Source organism: Stenotrophomonas sp. YJH_SMC_65, assembly GCF_059369475.1.
Genome location: NZ_JCAFSR010000002.1, coordinates 341,573 through 359,362, shown reverse-complemented (window position 1 = coordinate 359,362; position 17,790 = coordinate 341,573). Strand labels below are relative to the sequence as shown.

13 protein-coding genes are annotated in these 17,790 nt (G+C 67.8%); 7 read left to right on the top strand and 6 right to left on the bottom strand.

Features of this window, described 5'->3' with window-relative positions:
• Positions 1–32: 32 nt before the first annotated feature.
• Positions 33–1,493, bottom strand: a complete 1,461-nt coding sequence (gene creC / locus AC5P7A_RS04690) for a two-component system sensor histidine kinase CreC (RefSeq protein WP_046429643.1) — start codon at positions 1,491–1,493, stop codon at positions 33–35.
• Positions 1,494–1,496: 3 nt separating this feature from the next.
• Complete coding sequence (gene creB / locus AC5P7A_RS04685; RefSeq protein ID WP_075076204.1) at positions 1,497–2,222, bottom strand: two-component system response regulator CreB; 726 nt, start codon at positions 2,220–2,222, stop codon at positions 1,497–1,499.
• A gap of 35 nt (positions 2,223–2,257) precedes the next feature.
• Here creB and AC5P7A_RS04680 point away from each other — a divergent pair, with 35 nt between their 5' ends.
• The 4 genes from AC5P7A_RS04680 to AC5P7A_RS04665 all read left to right on the top strand — a co-directional run bounded on the left by AC5P7A_RS04680 (position 2,258) and on the right by AC5P7A_RS04665 (position 8,033).
• Positions 2,258–3,115: a 23S rRNA (adenine(2030)-N(6))-methyltransferase RlmJ gene (locus AC5P7A_RS04680; protein WP_014646445.1), complete on the top strand. Its 858-nt coding sequence runs from the start codon at positions 2,258–2,260 to the stop codon at positions 3,113–3,115.
• Positions 3,116–3,210: 95 nt separating this feature from the next.
• Positions 3,211–3,756 carry a GNAT family N-acetyltransferase gene (locus AC5P7A_RS04675; protein WP_014646444.1) on the top strand — a complete coding sequence of 182 codons (546 nt, stop codon included), beginning with the start codon at positions 3,211–3,213 and terminating at the stop codon, positions 3,754–3,756.
• 149 nt (positions 3,757–3,905) lie between these two features.
• Positions 3,906–7,370: a transcription-repair coupling factor gene (gene mfd / locus AC5P7A_RS04670; protein WP_014646443.1), complete on the top strand. Its 3,465-nt coding sequence runs from the start codon at positions 3,906–3,908 to the stop codon at positions 7,368–7,370.
• A gap of 45 nt (positions 7,371–7,415) precedes the next feature.
• A complete protein-coding gene (locus tag AC5P7A_RS04665) occupies positions 7,416–8,033 on the top strand; it encodes an HD-GYP domain-containing protein (protein ID WP_014646442.1) in 618 nt (205 codons plus the stop codon).
• A 200-nt stretch (positions 8,034–8,233) separates the two neighbouring features.
• Here the strand turns inward: AC5P7A_RS04665 and AC5P7A_RS04660 are convergent, their stop codons facing one another.
• Positions 8,234–10,327, bottom strand: a complete 2,094-nt coding sequence (locus AC5P7A_RS04660) for a M13 family metallopeptidase (protein WP_046429631.1) — start codon at positions 10,325–10,327, stop codon at positions 8,234–8,236.
• A gap of 137 nt (positions 10,328–10,464) precedes the next feature.
• Between AC5P7A_RS04660 and AC5P7A_RS04655 the strand changes: the two genes are divergently transcribed.
• Positions 10,465–10,926, top strand: a complete 462-nt coding sequence (locus AC5P7A_RS04655) for a hypothetical protein (RefSeq protein WP_346601126.1) — start codon at positions 10,465–10,467, stop codon at positions 10,924–10,926.
• A gap of 110 nt (positions 10,927–11,036) precedes the next feature.
• On the opposite strand, the gene gpmA is transcribed toward AC5P7A_RS04655, so the two are convergent.
• Entirely contained in the window at positions 11,037–11,786 is a 750-nt protein-coding gene (gpmA, locus tag AC5P7A_RS04650) for a 2,3-diphosphoglycerate-dependent phosphoglycerate mutase (protein WP_014036448.1), read from the bottom strand.
• A gap of 93 nt (positions 11,787–11,879) precedes the next feature.
• On the opposite strand from gpmA, the gene nfi reads away from it, so the two are divergent.
• Positions 11,880–12,554 carry a deoxyribonuclease V gene (gene nfi / locus AC5P7A_RS04645; protein WP_346601127.1) on the top strand — a complete coding sequence of 225 codons (675 nt, stop codon included), beginning with the start codon at positions 11,880–11,882 and terminating at the stop codon, positions 12,552–12,554.
• A gap of 38 nt (positions 12,555–12,592) precedes the next feature.
• Here the strand turns inward: nfi and AC5P7A_RS04640 are convergent, their stop codons facing one another.
• The gene (locus AC5P7A_RS04640) at positions 12,593–13,573 is read right to left on the bottom strand and encodes a cation diffusion facilitator family transporter (RefSeq protein ID WP_032958024.1); all 981 of its coding nucleotides are present in this window, start codon (positions 13,571–13,573) and stop codon (positions 12,593–12,595) included.
• Between the two features lie 180 nt (positions 13,574–13,753).
• Positions 13,754–16,003, bottom strand: a complete 2,250-nt coding sequence (locus tag AC5P7A_RS04635) for a TonB-dependent siderophore receptor (protein ID WP_495219927.1) — start codon at positions 16,001–16,003, stop codon at positions 13,754–13,756.
• A 286-nt stretch (positions 16,004–16,289) separates the two neighbouring features.
• On the opposite strand from AC5P7A_RS04635, the gene AC5P7A_RS04630 reads away from it, so the two are divergent.
• Positions 16,290–17,705: a GGDEF domain-containing protein gene (locus tag AC5P7A_RS04630; RefSeq protein WP_032958025.1), complete on the top strand. Its 1,416-nt coding sequence runs from the start codon at positions 16,290–16,292 to the stop codon at positions 17,703–17,705.
• Positions 17,706–17,790: the final 85 nt, after the last annotated feature.

The window sequence follows — 17,790 nt, the reverse complement described above, 5'->3', positions numbered from 1 at the left end:
GGGTTTGTGGCGAAGTTGAAGCGAGTGTGAAGTCAGCGGCGCGGACGCTGGCCCGGCACTGACAACGGCAGCCACAGGCTGGCCACGGTGCCACCGCCGTCGCGCGCGTCGAGGCTGGCGCGACCATCGTGCAGGCGCGCGACCTCCTGCACGAACGGCAGGCCCAGGCCGGAACTGCGCCGGCCGCTGCCGGGGCGGGCAAGCGAATAGAAGCGTTCGAACACCCGTTCGCGCGCGTAGTCGGGAATGCCGGCACCGCGATCCGCCACCTGCAGGCGCACGCCCTGCCCGTCCACCTCGGCCTGCAGTGCGATGTCCGCGCCGGGCGGTGAGAAGGCAATGGCGTTGTCGATCAGGTTGTGCAACGCCTGCCGCAGCAGATAGGCATCGCCCTGCACGCGCAGGTCGGGCGCGCTGCCGATGCTGACCTGCACGCCGGCCGCCTGCGCACGCACCTGCGCCGCCGCTGCCGCATCGGCCAGCAACGTTGGCAGCGCGATCGGATCGCGGGTCTGCAGCCAGCCGTGCTGTTCCACTTCGGCCAGCGCCAGCAGCTTGTCGATGGTCTCGGTCAGCCGCTCCTGCTGGTCGACGATGCTGCGCGCGAAATGCACGCGGTCGGCCTCGGGCAGCGGCTCCTGCAGCAGCTCGGCGGCACCGCGGATCGCCGCCAGCGGGCTCTTCATTTCATGCGTCAGTGACTGCACGTACTGTTCGACATAGGCCTTGCCCTCCAGCTTGCGGCGCATGGTTTCCAGCGCCTGGCCCAGGTCGCCGATCTCGTCGCGGCGGCGCCGTGGCGGTGGCACCGGTTCGCCGGCGCTGACCGCGCGTGCATAGCGGCTGAGCTGGCCGAGGCCGGTGGTGAGCCACATCGTCACCAGCACGCCGACCAGCGCCGACAGCCCGATCAACCAGGCGCCGCGCTCGATGATGGCGCGCTGGCTGGCGGCGATGAACGGATCGATGCTGCGGTTGGGCTGGGCCAGGCTGAGCACGCCGATCAGGGTGCGCCCATCGGCCGGGTCGTATACCGGCGCCGCCACGTGCATCACCGTATCGCCTTCTTCGCCTGGTATTTCCGGGCTGGAGCGGGCGCCGTACTCGCCACGCAGGGTGCGGTAGACATCGTTCCAGCGCGAATTGTCACGCCCGAGGTCGCGGCCCAGCGAGTCGTAGATGACGATGCCCCTGGCATCGGTGATGGTCACCCGGTAATCCAGCGATCGCTTGGGAAAACGCCAGACCATCGCCTTCAGGTCGCGCTGCCGCGCCTTGGCCAGGTTGCGGGTGAAGCTGCCGCTGCGGATGGTGCCGTCCTTGACGTCGGCGGCGGCCATCTCGGCCAGCACGTTGGCCGCATCGACCAGGGTCGATTCCATCGCCTGGCGCACACCGGGCTTCACCTCGTTGACGAATACGCGCATCACGAAGAACGCGGCGATGCCGGTGATCAGGAAGAAGCCGAGGAACAGCTTCAGTACCAGGCGCATCGGCTAGACCTCCAGCGCGTAGCCGAGGCCACGGTGGGTGCGGATCGGGTCGTCGCTGGCACCAGCCGCACGCAGCTTGGCGCGCAACGTCTTTACATGGGTGTCGACGGTGCGGTCGGCACTGTCGGCGCTGCTGTCCCAGCCCCGGTCCATCAGCTGCGCGCGGCTGAGGATGGCACCGGGGCGCTGCAGCAGCGCTTCCAGCAACGCGTACTCGTATCGGGTCAGGTCCAGCGCATGGCCGCGGAAGCGGATACGCCGGCCTTCGCGGTCGATCGCGAACGCCCCGTGTTCCTGCCAGCCGGCGTCCGCGCGGGGCGCTGCGACGACCGCTGCCGCACGACGCAGGCGCGCGCGCACCCGCGCCACCAGCTCGCGCGGCGAGAACGGCTTGGTCATGTAATCGTCGGCGCCCAGTTCCAGGCCGAGCACGCGGTCCACTTCATCGTTGCGGGCGGTCAGGAAGATCACCGGCAGCTGCGCCGCCGGTCCGGGCTGCGCACGCAGCCGCCGGCAGACCTCGAAACCGCCCAGGTCCGGCAGGCCCACGTCCAGCACCACCACGTCGATATCGCCGGCCTGCAGCCGTTGCAGGGCCTCGCCGCCCAGCAGGCAGTGGCTGGCGGCATAGCCTTCGCTGCGCAGCGCATAGAGCACGGTTTCGGCGATGGCGGCTTCGTCCTCGACCACCAGGACATGGGCAACGGGAGCTGTCATGGCGCGCAGCATAGCCGCTGCGGCCGCCGCCCCGTACACTGCCGCCCATGAACTATCGCCACGCCTTCCACGCCGGCAACCACGCCGATGTGCTCAAGCACATCGTGCAGCTGGCCCTGATCGACAGCTTCAAGCGCAAGGACAGCCCGTTCTTCGTGCTCGACACCCACGGCGGTGCCGGCCGCTACCTGCTGGCCAGCGAAGAGAGCCGCAAGACCCTGGAGGCCGAATCCGGGATCATGCGGCTGATGGCCCAGCCCAGGCTGCCGGAGGTGGTCGAGCGCTACCTGAAGGCGGTGCAGGCCGACAACCCGGTGGGCGCGCTGACCAACTACCCGGGCTCGCCGCTGCTGAGCGCACAGGCGATGCGCGCGCAGGACCGCATGGCGGTCTGCGAGCTGCAGGAAGCCGAAACGGCCACGCTGAAGGCCCTGTTCGCCCATGACAGCCGCGTCGATGTGCGCGCTGGCGATGGCTATGCCCTGCTGCGCTCGCTGCTGCCGCCGAAGTTCAACGGCAGCAAGATCGGCCGTGGCCTGGTGCTGATCGACCCGCCGTACGAGGCCCAGGACGCCGAGTACCAGGCCGTTCTGGCCGCCCTGGCCGAGACCCTGGCGCGCTGGCCGCAGGCGACCTGCGCGGTGTGGTTCCCGATCAAGCAGCGCCGCACCATCCTGCACTTCCTGCGCAAGGCCACCGCCCTGCCGGTGAAATCGGCGATGACGATCGAGTTCCTGGTGCGCCCGGACGACTCGCCGCTGCGCCTCAACGGCAGCGGCATGCTGCTGCTCAACCCGCCGTGGCAGTTCGACCGGGTGGTCGGCCCGGCCCTGCCGGCGCTGCGCCAGCACCTGGGCGAACCGGGGGCCAGCACCCGCCTGGATTGGCTCAAAGCCCCCGAATGACGGCCTTCACGAGGCTGTACCGCCGTGAGCCTTTCGTTCACGGAATGCAGCCCCGGTGATGCCACAATCGATGGACCACCAAGGAATCACCCGGTATGGCCACTCGCAACCGCATGCCGCCCTGGCATGAGATCTTCAAGGCTCCCAGCGGCCACGAGCTGCTGATCCGCCCCATCCGCCCGGAAGATGGCGCACCGCTGCAAGCGGCGTTCAGCCTGTTCGGGCCGGAAGAAATCCGTGATCGTTTCCTGCAGGCGGTGACCGAGCTTTCGCCGGAAACCACCCAGCGCCTGACCCACCCGAATCCCAAGACCGAGATCACCCTGGTCGCAGCCGAATCCCTGCCTGCTGGCGAAGCGGTGGTCGGCGCGGTCGCCCGGGCCTCGATCATCCCCGGCACCCGTGAAGCCGAGTACGCGATCCTGATCAGCCGCTTCCTCATTGGCCAGGGCCTGGGCCGGCAGCTGATGCGCAAGCTGGTGAAGTGGGGCCGCGGCAAGTACCTGGACCGCCTGTACGGCGACGTCGCCGCCGAGAACGAGCCGATGAAACAGCTGGCCGCCTCGCTGGGCTTCAAGCCGGTCCCGCACCCGGCCGGTGCCGAAGGCCTGGTGCGGATGGTGCTGGAGCTGGACAACTGACAGATGCGCCGGGCCCCGCCCGGCGACGCCTGCCGGTAGTGCCGGCCGCTGGCCTGAACTGCGTTACCCCAACGGCACATGAGGCTGACGGCAATCGGCCGGCACGACCCACCGGGCTTCGATCGGGCTTCTGCTAAAATCCGGGGTCCATGTCGCGTACCTCATACCCCGCCCCGCCGCTGCCGCGCGCCGGCCAGCTCCGCGCCTGGTGGCGCGCCCCCGCCTCGCCGACCGCCCTGGCCTGGTACCTTGCCCAGGCCGCGCGTGCGCACGACGCCCCGCTGCTGGTGATCGCCCGTGACAACCACGGTGCCAACCAGCTCGAAGCCGACCTGCACACCCTGCTCGGCGGCGATCCGGCCCTGCCGGTGGTCGCCTTCCCGGACTGGGAAACCCTGCCCTACGACCGCTTCAGTCCGCATCCGGACATCATTTCGCAGCGCCTGGCCGCCCTGCACCGCCTGCCCGCGCTGAAGCGTGGCCTGGTGATCGTGCCGGTGCAGACCCTGCTGCAGCAGCTGGCCCCGCGCAGCTACGTGATCGGTGGCAGCTTCGACCTGAAGGTCGGCCAGCGCCTGGACCTGGAAGCCGAGAAGCGCCGCCTGGAAAGCGCCGGCTACCGCAACGTGCCGCAGGTGATGGACCCGGGCGACTTCGCTGTGCGCGGCGGCCTGCTCGACGTGTACCCGATGGGTGCCGACGAGCCGCTGCGGGTGGAACTGCTGGACGAGGACATCGACTCGATCCGTGCCTTTGACCCGGAAAGCCAGCGTTCGCTGGACAAGGTCGAGGCGGTGCACATGCTGCCCGGCCGCGAAGTGCCGATGGATGAAGCCAGCATCGCCCGCGTGCTGGCCACGCTGCGCGAGCGGTTCGATGTCGATACCCGGCGCAGTTCGCTGTACCAGGACCTGAAGTCCGGACTGGCGCCGGCCGGCGTCGAGTACTACCTGCCGCTGTTCTTCGAACGCACCGCAACCCTGTTCGACTACCTGCCCAGCGGCAGCCTGCCGGTGGTCTGTGCCGGTGCGTATGAAGCGTCCGTCGCGTTCTGGGCGCAGACTGCGGACCGCTATGAGCAGCGCCGCCATGATGTGGAGCGCCCGCTGCTGCCGCCGTCGGCGTTGTACCTGTCGCCGGAGCTGCTGCGCGAGCGCCTGAACGATGCCCCGCGCATCGAGGTGTGGTCGGCTGACCATGCGCGCATCGCCGACGCGCACGCGCTGGGCGACCAGCCGCTGCCCCCGCTGCCGGTGGCCGCGCGCGAAGCCCCCGCTGGCGATGCGCTGAAATCCTTCCTCGGCCATTATCCGGGCCGGGTACTGATCGCCGCCGATTCACCCGGCCGCCGCGAGGCGCTGCTGGAAGTGCTGCAGGCCGCCGAGCTGAAGCCGCCGGTGGTGGCCGACCTGCCCAGCTTCCTCGCCGATGATGCGCGCTTCGCGATCGCGGTAGCACCACTGGAGGATGGCTTCGCGCTGGACGATCCGCGCATCGCGGTGCTGACCGAGCGCCAGCTGTTCCCCGAGCGCGCCGGCAGCACCCGGCGCACGCGCCGTGCCGGCCGCGAGCCGGAAGCGATCATCCGCGACCTCGGTGAACTGACCGAGGGCGCGCCGATCGTGCACGAGGATCATGGCGTCGGCCGCTATCGTGGCCTGATCGCGATGGACGTCGGCGGCATGCCCGGCGAGTTCCTCGAAATCGAATATGCCAAGGGCGACCGCCTGTATGTGCCGGTCGCCCAGCTGCACCTGATCAGCCGCTATTCCGGTGCGTCGGCGGAAACCGCGCCGCTGCATTCGCTCGGTGGCGAGCAGTGGAGCAAGGCCAAGCGCAAGGCCGCCGAGAAAGTACGCGACGTCGCCGCCGAACTGCTGGAGATCCAGGCCCGCCGCCAGGCGCGTGCCGGCCTGGCACTGCAGGTCGACCGCGCGATGTACGAGCCGTTCGCGGCCGGTTTCCCGTTCGAGGAGACGCCGGACCAGCTGGCCGCGATCGACGCCACCCTGCGCGACCTGGCCAGCAGCCAGCCGATGGACCGCGTGGTCTGCGGCGACGTCGGCTTCGGCAAGACCGAGGTGGCGGTGCGTGCGGCCTTTGCGGCCGCCAGTGCCGGCAAGCAGGTGGCTGTGCTGGTGCCGACCACGCTGCTGGCCGAACAGCATTACCGCAACTTCCGCGACCGCTTCGCCGATTACCCGCTGAAGGTCGAGGTGCTGTCGCGCTTCAAGACCACCAAGGAAATCAAGGCCGAGCTGGAAAAGGTCGCCGCCGGCACCATCGACGTGATCGTCGGTACCCATCGCCTGCTGCAGCCGGACGTGAAGTTCAAGGACCTGGGCATGGTCATCGTCGACGAGGAGCAGCGTTTCGGCGTACGCCAGAAGGAAGCGCTGAAGGCGCTGCGCGCCAACGTGCACCTGCTGACCCTGACCGCCACGCCGATTCCGCGCACGCTCAACATGGCCATGGCCGGCCTGCGCGACCTGTCGATCATCGCCACGCCGCCGCCGAACCGGCTGGCGGTGCAGACCTTCATCACCCAGTGGGACAACGCGCTGCTGCGCGAAGCCTTCCAGCGCGAGCTGGCGCGTGGTGGCCAGCTGTATTTCCTGCACAACGACGTGGAGAGCATCGGCCGCATGCAGCGCGAGCTGTCCGAGCTGGTGCCGGAGGCGCGCATCGGCATCGCCCATGGGCAGATGCCCGAGCGCGAGCTGGAAAAGGTGATGCTGGATTTCCAGAAGCAGCGCTTCAACGTGCTGCTGTCGACCACGATCATCGAGTCGGGCATCGACATCCCCAACGCCAATACCATCATCATCAACCGTGCGGACCGTTTCGGCCTGGCCCAGCTGCACCAGCTGCGTGGCCGCGTCGGACGTTCGCACCACCGCGCCTACGCGTACCTGATCACGCCCGACCGCCGCGCGATCACCCCCGACGCTGAGAAGCGCCTGGAAGCGATCGCCTCGATGGACGAGCTGGGCGCCGGCTTCACCCTGGCCACGCACGATCTGGAAATCCGCGGTGCCGGCGAACTGCTCGGCGAGGACCAGAGCGGGCAGATGGCCGAGGTCGGCTTCAGCCTGTACACCGAGCTGCTGGAGCGCGCGGTGCGCAGCATCAAGCAGGGCAAGCTGCCCGACCTTGATGCCGGCGAGGAAGTGCGTGGTGCCGAGGTCGAACTGCATGTGCCGGCACTGATCCCGGAAGACTACCTGCCGGACGTGCATACCCGCCTGACCCTGTACAAGCGTATTTCCAGCGCGCGCGACAGCGATGCGCTGCGCGAACTGCAGGTGGAGATGATCGATCGCTTCGGCCTGCTGCCTGATGCGGCCAAGCACCTGTTCGCCATCGCCGAGCTGAAGCTGAAGGCCAACACGCTGGGCATCCGCAAGCTGGACCTGGGCGAAAATGGTGGCCGCATCGTGTTCGAATCCAAGCCGAACATCGACCCGATGGCGGTGATCCAGCTGATCCAGAAGCAACCGAACCTGTACGCCATGGAAGGGCCCGACAAGCTGCGCATCAAGCACCCGCTGCCGTTGCCGGAAGACCGCTTCAACGCGGCCCGCGCCCTTCTGACCACCCTCGCCCCGGGTTGATCGCCCCCCGAACACCCCGCACCGGCCTCCACCCGGTGCGGGCGGATGACCATGTTTCCTGACGCCGTACCCGCCCCCGACCTGCTGCACGCGCAGGCCTGCCTGATCGATGCCCTCTCGATGTCGCTGCAGATGCGCGACGCCTACACCCGCCATCACTGCGACCGCGTCGGCCTGTTCGCGCAGCGGCTGGCCGCGCACTGCGATCTCGACGACGAGGCCTGTGCGCAGGTCGGCCTGGCCGCGCGCTTCCACGACATCGGCAAGATCGGCATTCCCGACGACGTACTGCTGGCACCACGCCGGCATACCGATGAGGAGCGCGCGATCATGCGCGAGCATCCGGTGCGCGGCGAGCACATCTTCCTGGCCACCGGCCGCAGCGACGCCGCGCCCGTGGCGCGGCTGATCCGCGCCCATCACGAAGCCTTCGATGGCAGCGGCTATCCCGATGGGCTGCGCGGCGAATCCATCCCGCTGGGCGCGCGCATCGTCACCATCGCCGATGCCTACGATGCGATGACTAGCGTGCGCCCGTACCGCGACGCGATGGAGCACGAAACCGCGTTGCGGATCATCGATTCGCAGTCTGGAGGGCTGGTGGATCCCTACGTGCTGCAGCGCTTCCATCGCATGCTGGCGCGGGAGCCGGAGCTGGCCTGAGATCTTCCGGAAGGTGAAACGACCCGTCGGTAGAGTCGACTGTCAGTCGACTGCTCTTCGTCCAGATCGCGAAAATCCCGCGCTGCGCGCGATAGTCGACTGACAGTCGACTCTACCAGTCGGCGCTGCGCTACCGGCCTGGAAGACAAAAGGCCCGGCATTTGCCGGGCCTTTCGCATCACGCAGTCACGGGTGATCGATTACCAGATCACCACGCGCTTGTCGTCGGCACGCACCATCGCGTCGCCGGCCTTGCACTGGAATGCAGCGGCATAGGACGGCATGTTCGACGGTGCGCCGTTGGCACGGAAGTTGGCCGGGGCGTGCGGATCGGTGTTCAGGCGGACGCGCAGCTCACCATCGGTGAAGTTGCGGCGCCACACGGTGGCCCAGTTCATGAAGAAGCGCTGGTCCTGGCTGTGGCCATCCACTTCGACATTCGCCTTCGGGTCTTCCTTCAGCGCCATCTGCAACGCGTCGTAGGCCACGGTCAGGCCGCCGAGGTCGCCGATGTTCTCGCCCAGGGTCAGCTTGCCCTTCACGAACACGCCCGGCACCGATTCATAGCCGTCGAACTGCGCGACCAGCTGGTCGGTACGCTCGGTGAAGGCCTTGCGGTCGGCGTCGGTCCACCAGTTGTCGAAGTTGCCGTTGGCGGCGAACTGGCTGCCCGAGTCGTCGTAGCCGTGCATCATCTCGTGGCCGATGACCGCACCGATGCCGCCGTAGTTCAGCGCCGGATCGGCCTTGGCGTCGAAGAACGGTGCCTGCAGAATCGCCGCCGGGAACACGATCTCGTTCTTGGTGGCGTTGTAGTACGCGTTGACGGTCTGCGGGGTCATGCCCCACTCGGTCTTGTCCACCGGCTTGCCGATCTTGTCCAGCATGTAGCGGTAGTTGAACGCACGCGCCGCCTGCATGTTGCCCAGGTAGCTGTCGCCGTTGGTCTGCAGGCCCGCCCAGTCACGCCACTTGTCGGGGTAACCGATCTTCGGGGTGAAGCTGGCCCACTTCTCCAGGGCCTTCTTCCTGGTTTCTTCGCCCATCCACGGCAGCTGCTCCAGGCGCGCCTTCAGCGCCTGCGACAGGTTTTCCACCAGGTGCTGCATGGCGACCTTCGACTCGGCCGGGAACACGGCGTCGACGTACAGCTGGCCCAGGGCCTCGCCCATGCCACCGTTGACCGACTCCAGCACGCGCTTCCAGCGCGGCTGCATTTCCTTCTGGCCACGCAGGGTGGTGCCATAGAAATCGAAGTTGGCCTTCTCGAACTGGCTGCTCAGGTACGGCGAGGCGTCGTCGATGGTGTGGAAGCGCAGGTAGGCCTGCCAGGTGCTGGCCGGCACATCGGCCAGCATCTTGTCCATTTCAGCGAAGAAGCCCGGCTGGGCCAGCGAGAACTTCTGCGCGGCCGGCACCTTGAGGGTCTCGAACAGCGCGGTCCAGCTGAAGTTCGGGGTCAGCTTGTCGGCCTCAGCCGCGCTGAGCGGGTTGTAGCGCTTGGCCGGGTCACGCATTTCGATGCGCGACATCGAGGCCTTGGCCAGGCGGGTTTCGAAGGCCATCACGGCCTTCGCCTGCTCGGCGGCCTGCGCCGCGTCCACGCCGGACAGGGTCAGCACCTGTGCGATATAGGCCACGTAGGCGTCGCGGATCTTGGCCTGCGCATCGTCGAAGTAGTAGCCCTTCTCCGGCAGGCCCAGGCCACCCTGGCCGACGTAGGCGATGACGTTGGCCGAATCCTTGTAGTCGGCATTGGCGAACAGCGAGAACAGCACGCCCTTGCCCTCGGCCTGGCTGTCGCGCAGGTACCGGGTGATGGCGGCGGTGTCGTTCAGCGCGGTGATCTTGTCCAGCTGCGGCTGCAGCGGCGCCAGGCCGGCAGCTTCGATCTTCGCTTCATCGTTGCCGGTCTTCCAGATGTCACCGATCTTCGCTTCCACCGAGCCCGCCTTGGCCTGGCTGGCGGCGGCCTGCTGCACCAGCGCGTGCTGCACTTCCAGCGAGCGCTCGCGCAGGATCTCGAAGCTGCCCCAGGTGGTCTGGTCGCCCGGCACCGGGTTGGCCTTCAGCCACTTGCTGTTGACGAAACCATTGAGGTCGGTACAGGCCGGAATGGCCGGATCGAGGTCGGCGCTGTTGAGCGAGATCAGCGGCGTCTTGATCTGCGACAGGTCGAAGGCCGGCTTGGCGTCGGCACTGGCCGCCGGGGCGGTTTCGTTCTTGCCACAGGCCGCCAGTGAGGCAGCGATGGCGATGGTCAGGCCCAGCGGGACCAGGTTGCGGACGTTCATGAGGCTCTCCTGCGGGTAATTTCACAGGGTAGCCGCGGGAGCGACGCTGGGGACCGGCCAAAGGTCACGAGCGCATGGCGCGGCTCCGTCTGCATGCCGCTATGCTCTGGCTTCCGCGATCACTGGACTTCATGACCATGGACGAAGCTGCGCTGCTGCAGGCCATCGACGCTTGTGAGTGTCTGTTCTTGGCGGGCATCGGCGAGCCGGAAGCGAATCGTCTGCGCCTGGTCGTCGAGGAAGGCCTGGTGGTCGGAAAGCCCTCCCGTGTGGAGCTCGCTCATGGACGTTCAATCGATGATGCGCGTGCGATAGAGGTGATGCCCCACTCGCAGCGTTTTGAGCTGATCTGGGACCACTACATCAGCTACGCCGTGCACAACGAGTCCTACCAGAGCTGGGACGACGCCGAAACCTGGAGCGGCAACCTGTTCCGCCGCTACAGCCGTTCGAAATTCCTCGATTCTCTGGACCATGCCACCTTTGCCGATGTCAGTTACCCGGGCCCATTCACGCACTATCAGGTGATATGCCAGGAACACGTCATCGACATTGCCGCGTTGCAGCCGCCGAAGGTGCGCCGCATGGATCCCTCGTAGCTGGCTGATGCAGCCCCCATGGCTTGGCTCTACCGGGTTGCGACAGCGCCGGCCGAGCGTGGGCTCGGCTCGACAAAAGCGAAGGCCGGCTTGCGCCGGCCTTGTGCTTCTTACTTCGCCTTGCCCTGGTTGGCCACGGCTTCGGCGGCCTTGCGCGCTGCTTCCGGGTCGCCCAGGTAGCGGAACGACTGCACGGTCAGGTCGTCGTTCAGTTCGAACAGCAGCGGGATGCCGGTCGGGATGTTCAGCTCGAGGATCTCCTCGCGCGAGACATTGTTGAGGTACTTGTACAGCGCGCGCAGCGAGTTGCCGTGGGCAGTGACCAGCACGGTCTTGCCATCCTTCAGCTGCGGCGCGATGGCGTCGTGCCAGTACGGCAGCACGCGGTCCAGGGTGGTGGCCAGCGACTCGGTGCCCGGCAGCGCGTTGCGGTCCAGACCGGCGTAGCGGCGGTCATGGATCGGGTGGCCCGGATCTTCCAGGTCCATCGGCGGCGGCGGGATGTCGTACGAACGGCGCCAGACCTTGACCTGCTCTTCGCCGTGCTTGGCCGCGGTCTCGGCCTTGTCCAGCCCCTGCAGGCCGCCGTAGTGCCGCTCGTTGAGGCGCCAGGACTTGTTCACCGGCAGCCAGTCCTGCTCCAGCTCGGCCAGCGCACCCTGCAGGGTGTGGATGGCACGCTTGAGCACGGAGGTGTGGGCGACGTCGAACTGCAGGCCTTCCTCGCGCATCAGGCGACCGGCGGCGGCCGCTTCCCGGCGCCCCTGCTCGGTCAGGTCGACATCGACCCAGCCGGTGAAGCGGTTGTCCAGGTTCCACTGGCTCTGGCCATGGCGCAACAGTACGAGTTTACGGGTCACTGCAGGGTCTCCAACGCGAGGAAAGGCAGGCCGCCATTGTAGCCCGGCCGCCGCTCACCGGGCCGTGGCGCCGCCCGTGCGATGCTGTGACCGATGAATACGGTGATCGATCCCGGATGTTGGGAAGGCAGCGTCTCCGCGGCACGCGCGCAGCAGCTCCAGCTGGCCGGCCGCGTGGAGCGCCAGGACCGCCTGCCACGCGAAGTCCGTTGGCTGGCCGGGCTGGATGTTGGCTTTGAAGACGACGGCGCCATCACCCGCGCCGCGGCGGTACTGCTGGACGTGGAGACGCTGAAGCCCGTGGCGCAGGAGATCGCGCGCATCCCCACGGTGATGCCCTACATCCCCGGTCTGCTCAGCTTCCGCGAGCTGCCGGCACTGCTGGCCGCGCTGGCGCTGCTGCCGCGCACGCCGGACCTGGTGTTCGTCGATGGCCATGGCATCAGCCATCCGCGCCGGCTGGGCGTGGCCGCGCATCTGGGCGTGGTCACCGACCTGCCCAGCATCGGCGTGGCCAAGTCAAAGCTGGTGGGCCGGTTCGTCGAACCGGGCGCCGAGGCCGGTGCACATGCGCCGCTGCAGGATGGCGACGAACAACTGGGCTGGGTGCTGCGCAGCAAGGTGCGCTGCAAGCCGCTGTTCGTGGCCGGCGGCCATCGGGTCAGTGCCGATACCGCGCTGGACTGGGTGCAGCGCACGCTGCGCGGTTACCGGCTGCCGGAACCGACCCGGCTGGCGGATCGGCTGGCCTCGCGACGCGACGAATGACCGCACCGGGCATTCCCCGGTGCGGCTTTCATTTTCATTCAATGATGCACGTGGCCGCGATGGCCCTGCGCGTCCTCACCGTGGTCGTGGCCTTCATGGCCCTGCTGCGCGCCGCCCTTGGCCGACGCCGGTCCAGCGCAGGCTTCACCACAGTGGTCCGCTTCGATCTGCAGCGTCACGTGCTCGATGCCGAAGTCATCGTGCAGGCGCCCGCCCAGCTCACGGCGCAGCGCATCGGCGTCGGTGCCGTCGCGCATCACGATGTGCGCGGTCAGCGCCGGCGTGCTGGAGGCCAGCGCCCACACATGCAGGTCATGCACGTCCAGCACCGCAGCATGACCGGACAGGCTGTCGCGCACCTTGGCCACGTCCATGCCCTTGGGCACGCCTTCCAGCAGCACGTTGATCGCCTCGCGCATCAGCACGTAGGTGCGCGGCAGTACCCACAGGCCGATCAGCACCGCCAGGATCGGGTCGATCGGCTTCCAGCCGGTCCACTTGATCAACAACGCACCGGCGATCACCGCCACCGAGCCAAGCATGTCCGCCCACACTTCCAGGTAGGCGCCCTTCACGTTCAGGCTCTCGCCGCTGCCGGCCTGCAGCAGGCGCATCGAGATCAGGTTGATGACCAGGCCTGCGGCGGCGATCACCAGCATGCCCGAAGATGCGATCTCCTGCGGTTCGCGGAAACGACCGATCGCCTCCCACAGGATGTAGGCGGCGACCACGAACAGCATGGCGCCGTTGATCATCGCGCCCAGCGCTTCCAGGCGTGCATAGCCGTAGGTGCGGCGCGCGTCCGGCGGGCGTCGGCTCAACCGCACCGCGACCAGCGCGATCATCAGTGCCAGTGCATCGGTGGCCATGTGTGCCGCGTCGGACAGCAGCGCCAGGCTGTTGGTCCAGAACGCGCCCACCACCTCGATGACGAGGAAGGTGGAGGTCAGGCCGAGCGCCCACCACAAGGGTTTCTCGTGGCGGATCTGGGACGGCAGGTGATCGTGGTCGTGGCCCATGGCAACAGCTCCTTTGCGATGCGGTGCAGGCTACGCCGTGCTGGCGGGGGAGACTATTACGGTGTTTATAACATTGCAGCCCAGGCGATCCCTCACCGGGCAAGGCCCGGCGCTACCGGAGCGTGGCCGGCAGCGCCAGGCCTGGCCTGGCGACCGCAGCGGACCGGCGTCCGCGTGCGGTCAGAACCCGAAGCGCAGGCTGGCCCAGTAGGCGCGGCCCGGTTCGTTGTAGGTCGCCGCACCGGCATCGCTGCTGTTGGCCTCGCGGAACAGGCGCTTGTCGGCCAGGTTGTTCACGCCGAAGCCGAAGCTGACCGTCTCGGTCACCCTGTAGCGCGCGCTCACGCCCCAGATGTTGTAGGCACCGCGGTCCTGCAGCGCGATCGAGGGATCGCAGCTGCCGGTGCAGCGCGGATCATTGTTGATGTTGGCGGTGGCCGGCTTCTGCTTGCCGTAGAACGTGCCGGTCAGCAGCACCGACAGCTTGTCGGTGGCCTGCCAGTCCAGCATCGTGTTGACGGTGTACTTCGGGATCACCGACAGCGGCTGGCCGGTGCTCTTGTTCTCGTTTTCCACCATGTAGGTGAAGTTGTTGCTCCATTTCAGGCGATTGCCCTGCTCGCCCAGCAGCGGGATCACCAGGTTGCCTTCAAGCCCCTGCACGATCGCCTTGGGCGCGTTCTCCCAGCGGAAGATGCGGCCCTTGGAGTCGGCGGTCAGGCCAACCTGGGTGTAGCCGGCCTGGATCTTGTCCTTGTAGTCGTTGTGGAAGTAGGTCAACGAGGCCTGCCAGCCGCTCTGCGGTGCCCACTCGATGCCCAGTTCCTTGTTCAGGCTGGTTTCCGCCTTCAGGTCCGCGTTGCCGCGCATGTAGCAACCGGCACCCAGGCTCGGCAGTGCATTCGGGCAGCCGTTGCCACGGGTGTAGTACAGATAGTCCGGATTGGACTGGTACAGGTTCGGCGCCTTGAACGCGCGGGCGATGCCGCCCTTCACCACCCAGTCGCTGTTGATGCGGAACTGCGCATTGAGGCTGGGGCTGGTGTTGTTGCCGAACTGGCTGTGGTGGTCGAAGCGCAGGCCCGGGGTGACGATCCAGCGCTCACCCAGGTAGATGTTGTCTTCGACGAACACTGCGGTGGTCTGCGCGTCGGCCTTGCCCCGCGCGCGATCGGCCGACAGCCCCGGGATACCGCCGCCGCTGCTGCTGGACTGGCTCATCGAGTACGGGTCGGTCAGGCGGCTGTCCAGGTATTCAAAGCCCAGCGTCCAGATGTTCTCGGCGCTGCCCAGCGAGGTCGGGAAGCTCACTTCGCCATCCAGCTGGTAGTTGCGCAGGCGCGAGGTCGACCAGTCGGTGCCGTTGAAGCTGCCTTCCGGGCCACCGGCCAGGCCTTCATTGATGCGCGAGTTGTTGACCGCTTCCACCGCGGCGGTCACCCGCGAGGTCACGTCGCCCCAGCGGCCGCGATGGGTGATCGCGCCGGTGTTGCGGTACATGCGGTTGGTTTCCGCTTCGCCTTCGGCCAGCGCCGCCAGGTCAACGCCGGTCGAGGTACCGGTAGTGCTGACCGCGCGGTCACCGGCGTAGATGTTGCCCTGGCGGCTGGTGCCGGCTTCGAACTCCACCACCTGGTCGGCGGTGATGTCCCAGCGCAGCAACGCGTTGACGTCGCGGTTCTTGACACCCTCGCGGCCAGCCGGCGGCACCGCGTTCGGGTTGGTGGCGTACTGGCGGTTGAGGTCCAGTGAGTCGGCGTCGGTCTTGTTGAGGTTGCCGTACAGGCGGAACGACAGGGTGTCGGTCATCGGCCCGCTCAGCTGCAGGCCGACGCGCTCGCTGCCGCCTTCGGCGCTGTGCTCGGGCACCAGGCCATACAGGTCGACCGCTCCGGTCAGGTCGCCGGTCGGGCGCTTGGTGATGATGTTGACCACGCCGCCGGACGCACCGGAGCCATAGCGTGCCGCCGCAGGGCCGCGCAGCACTTCGATGCGCTCGATCATTTCCGCCGGCACCCAGTTGGTATCACCGCGGGTATTGCGCTCACCGCTACGGCCCATGCGCACGGCATCACGCGCACCGATGCGCTTGCCGTCGACCAGGATCAGGGTGTTTTCCGGGCCCATGCCACGCAGGTCGATCTGGCGGTTGTTGCCGTACTGGCCCGAGGCGCTGTTGCCGGTGAGGTTGACGCCCGGCATGGTGCGCAGCAGCTCGGCGATGTCGTTGGCCGGCGGGCGCTTGGCGATGTCCTCGGCGGTGATGGTCGAGGTACCCAGTGCCTGGCGGGCAATCTGCGAGGCGGTGACATGCACCGTGTCGATATCGGTGGCATCGGTTTCGGCCTGGGCGGTCAGGGCGCTTCCCGCCAGCAGGGCGGCAACGGCGAGCGCCAGCGGGCGCGGCGAAAGGACAACGGCAGGAGACATGATCTGGACCTTCTGGCAGGGCAACGGGGCCTCTGGCAAAGGGCTTGAGGCAACGACGAGGGGGAGGCGGAGCGTCGCTGCAGTCGCCTGCGGGCCGATCCGTGCGCGCATTCTCCCATCAATGCGAGTGATTCTCAAATGCGTTCACTCATTGCCGCCGCGGCGCCGACGTGCTTTGCGCGCCGTGCAACCCTGCATCGCGCATAAACTGACCGGCCAACCCGCCATCAACCGTGCGCCACCGCGGCCGATACCCGTGGTTTGCCGTACGCAGTCAGAGATCGACGTGGAACCACCCCAACTGGACGATGCCAGCCAACCGCTGGCCGAGGCCTGGCAGCACTGCCTGCAACAGGCCGGCCCTGCCGCCACCGCGCTGCTGCACGCCGCCGCCGCCGATGCCCCGCCGGCGCTGGCCCAACGCTTCTACGAGGTACTGCTGCAGGACGGGCGTGCACGCCGCTTCCTGTCCCACGACCAGGTCAAGCAGCGCCTGCAGCCGGCCATGCAGCGCTGGCTGGTGCAGTTGCTGACCACCAATGCCGACGGTATTGCCGGCGCCGTTGCCTCGCAGCGGGTGATCGGCGATGTGCATGCCCGGGTCGGTATTCCGGTCGACCTGGTCACCCGCGGCGCGCGCGTGCTCAAGCACGAACTGTTCGTGCGCCTGCACGACGACGCGCCCGACAGTGCCACTGCGTTCGCCGCCATCGACTGCCTCAGCGCGATCATGGACATCGCCATGGAAGGCATGACCCTGGCCTATACCCATGCACGCGAGCGCTCGACCCGCGCCGATGCGGCGTACCGGCTGTTCTCGCTGGTGCAGAACGTCGGCACCGAACGCGAACGCCAGCGCGCACTGCTGCTGGACTGGGAGAACGCCCTGCTCTACGCGCTCGCTGGCCACGTACAGGCCAGCGACAGCGCCAGCCTGGCCACTTCCGAGTTCGGCCTGTGGTTCACCCACAAGGGCATCCCCAGCTTCGGCGAGAGCAGCGAGACCCGGCAGGTCGGCCAGCTGATGGCCCGCATCGACAGCAACTTGCAGCGGGCGAGCAACGATGCCCCGGCACAACGACTGGCGGTGCTGCCGGCCATCCGCGAGGACCTGGCCGCCATCCGCACCCTGATGACGCTGCTGTTCGAGCGCATCGGCGAGCTGGATGCCGGCAGCGATGCGCTGACCAACCTGCTCAACCGCCGCTTCCTGCCTACCGTGCTGCGCCGGGAGATCGAGCTGGCCACGCGCAACCGCACGCCGTTCTCGCTGCTGCTGCTCGACCTGGATCACTTCAAGGCGATCAACGACGGCCACGGCCACGACGCCGGGGACCGCGCGCTGCAGCACGTCGCCGGCCTGCTCGGCCAGCTGACCCGCGGCAGTGACTACCTGTTCCGCTATGGCGGCGAGGAGTTCGTGGTGGTGCTGGTCGCGGCCAGCGAATCACAGGCCGCGGTGATCGCCGAAAGCCTGCGGCGGCAGATCGCGCAGTCACCGGTGGCATTGGCCAACGGCCAGGTACTGGCACTGACCGCCAGCATCGGCGTAGCCGGCCATGACGGCCACCCGGACTACGAGCGGCTGATGGCACGGGCCGATGCGGCGATGTACGAGGCCAAGCGCAGCGGCCGCAACCGCGTGGTAGTGGCCAGCGCGGACCTTGAGGAAGCACCGGGACGGCGTGCACTGCAGCGATGACGACAGGACAGGTAGAGTCCACCGCTGGTCGACTATCGCACGCAGCGCGGGATTTTTCGCACGCGGGGCGAAGAGCAGTCGACTG

Coding starts and splice junctions, on each gene's coding strand:
- AC5P7A_RS04640 (WP_032958024.1), bottom strand. CDS start 13,573: ATGGGCCACGACCACGATCACCTGCCGTCCCAGATCCGCCACGAGAAA.
- creC (WP_046429643.1), bottom strand. CDS start 1,493: ATGCGCCTGGTACTGAAGCTGTTCCTCGGCTTCTTCCTGATCACCGGC.
- AC5P7A_RS04675 (WP_014646444.1), top strand. CDS start 3,211: ATGGCCACTCGCAACCGCATGCCGCCCTGGCATGAGATCTTCAAGGCT.
- AC5P7A_RS04655 (WP_346601126.1), top strand. CDS start 10,465: ATGGACGAAGCTGCGCTGCTGCAGGCCATCGACGCTTGTGAGTGTCTG.
- AC5P7A_RS04680 (WP_014646445.1), top strand. CDS start 2,258: ATGAACTATCGCCACGCCTTCCACGCCGGCAACCACGCCGATGTGCTC.
- AC5P7A_RS04665 (WP_014646442.1), top strand. CDS start 7,416: ATGACCATGTTTCCTGACGCCGTACCCGCCCCCGACCTGCTGCACGCG.
- nfi (WP_346601127.1), top strand. CDS start 11,880: ATGAATACGGTGATCGATCCCGGATGTTGGGAAGGCAGCGTCTCCGCG.
- AC5P7A_RS04660 (WP_046429631.1), bottom strand. CDS start 10,327: ATGAACGTCCGCAACCTGGTCCCGCTGGGCCTGACCATCGCCATCGCT.
- mfd (WP_014646443.1), top strand. CDS start 3,906: ATGTCGCGTACCTCATACCCCGCCCCGCCGCTGCCGCGCGCCGGCCAG.
- creB (WP_075076204.1), bottom strand. CDS start 2,222: ATGCTGCGCGCCATGACAGCTCCCGTTGCCCATGTCCTGGTGGTCGAG.
- AC5P7A_RS04635 (WP_495219927.1), bottom strand. CDS start 16,003: ATGTCTCCTGCCGTTGTCCTTTCGCCGCGCCCGCTGGCGCTCGCCGTT.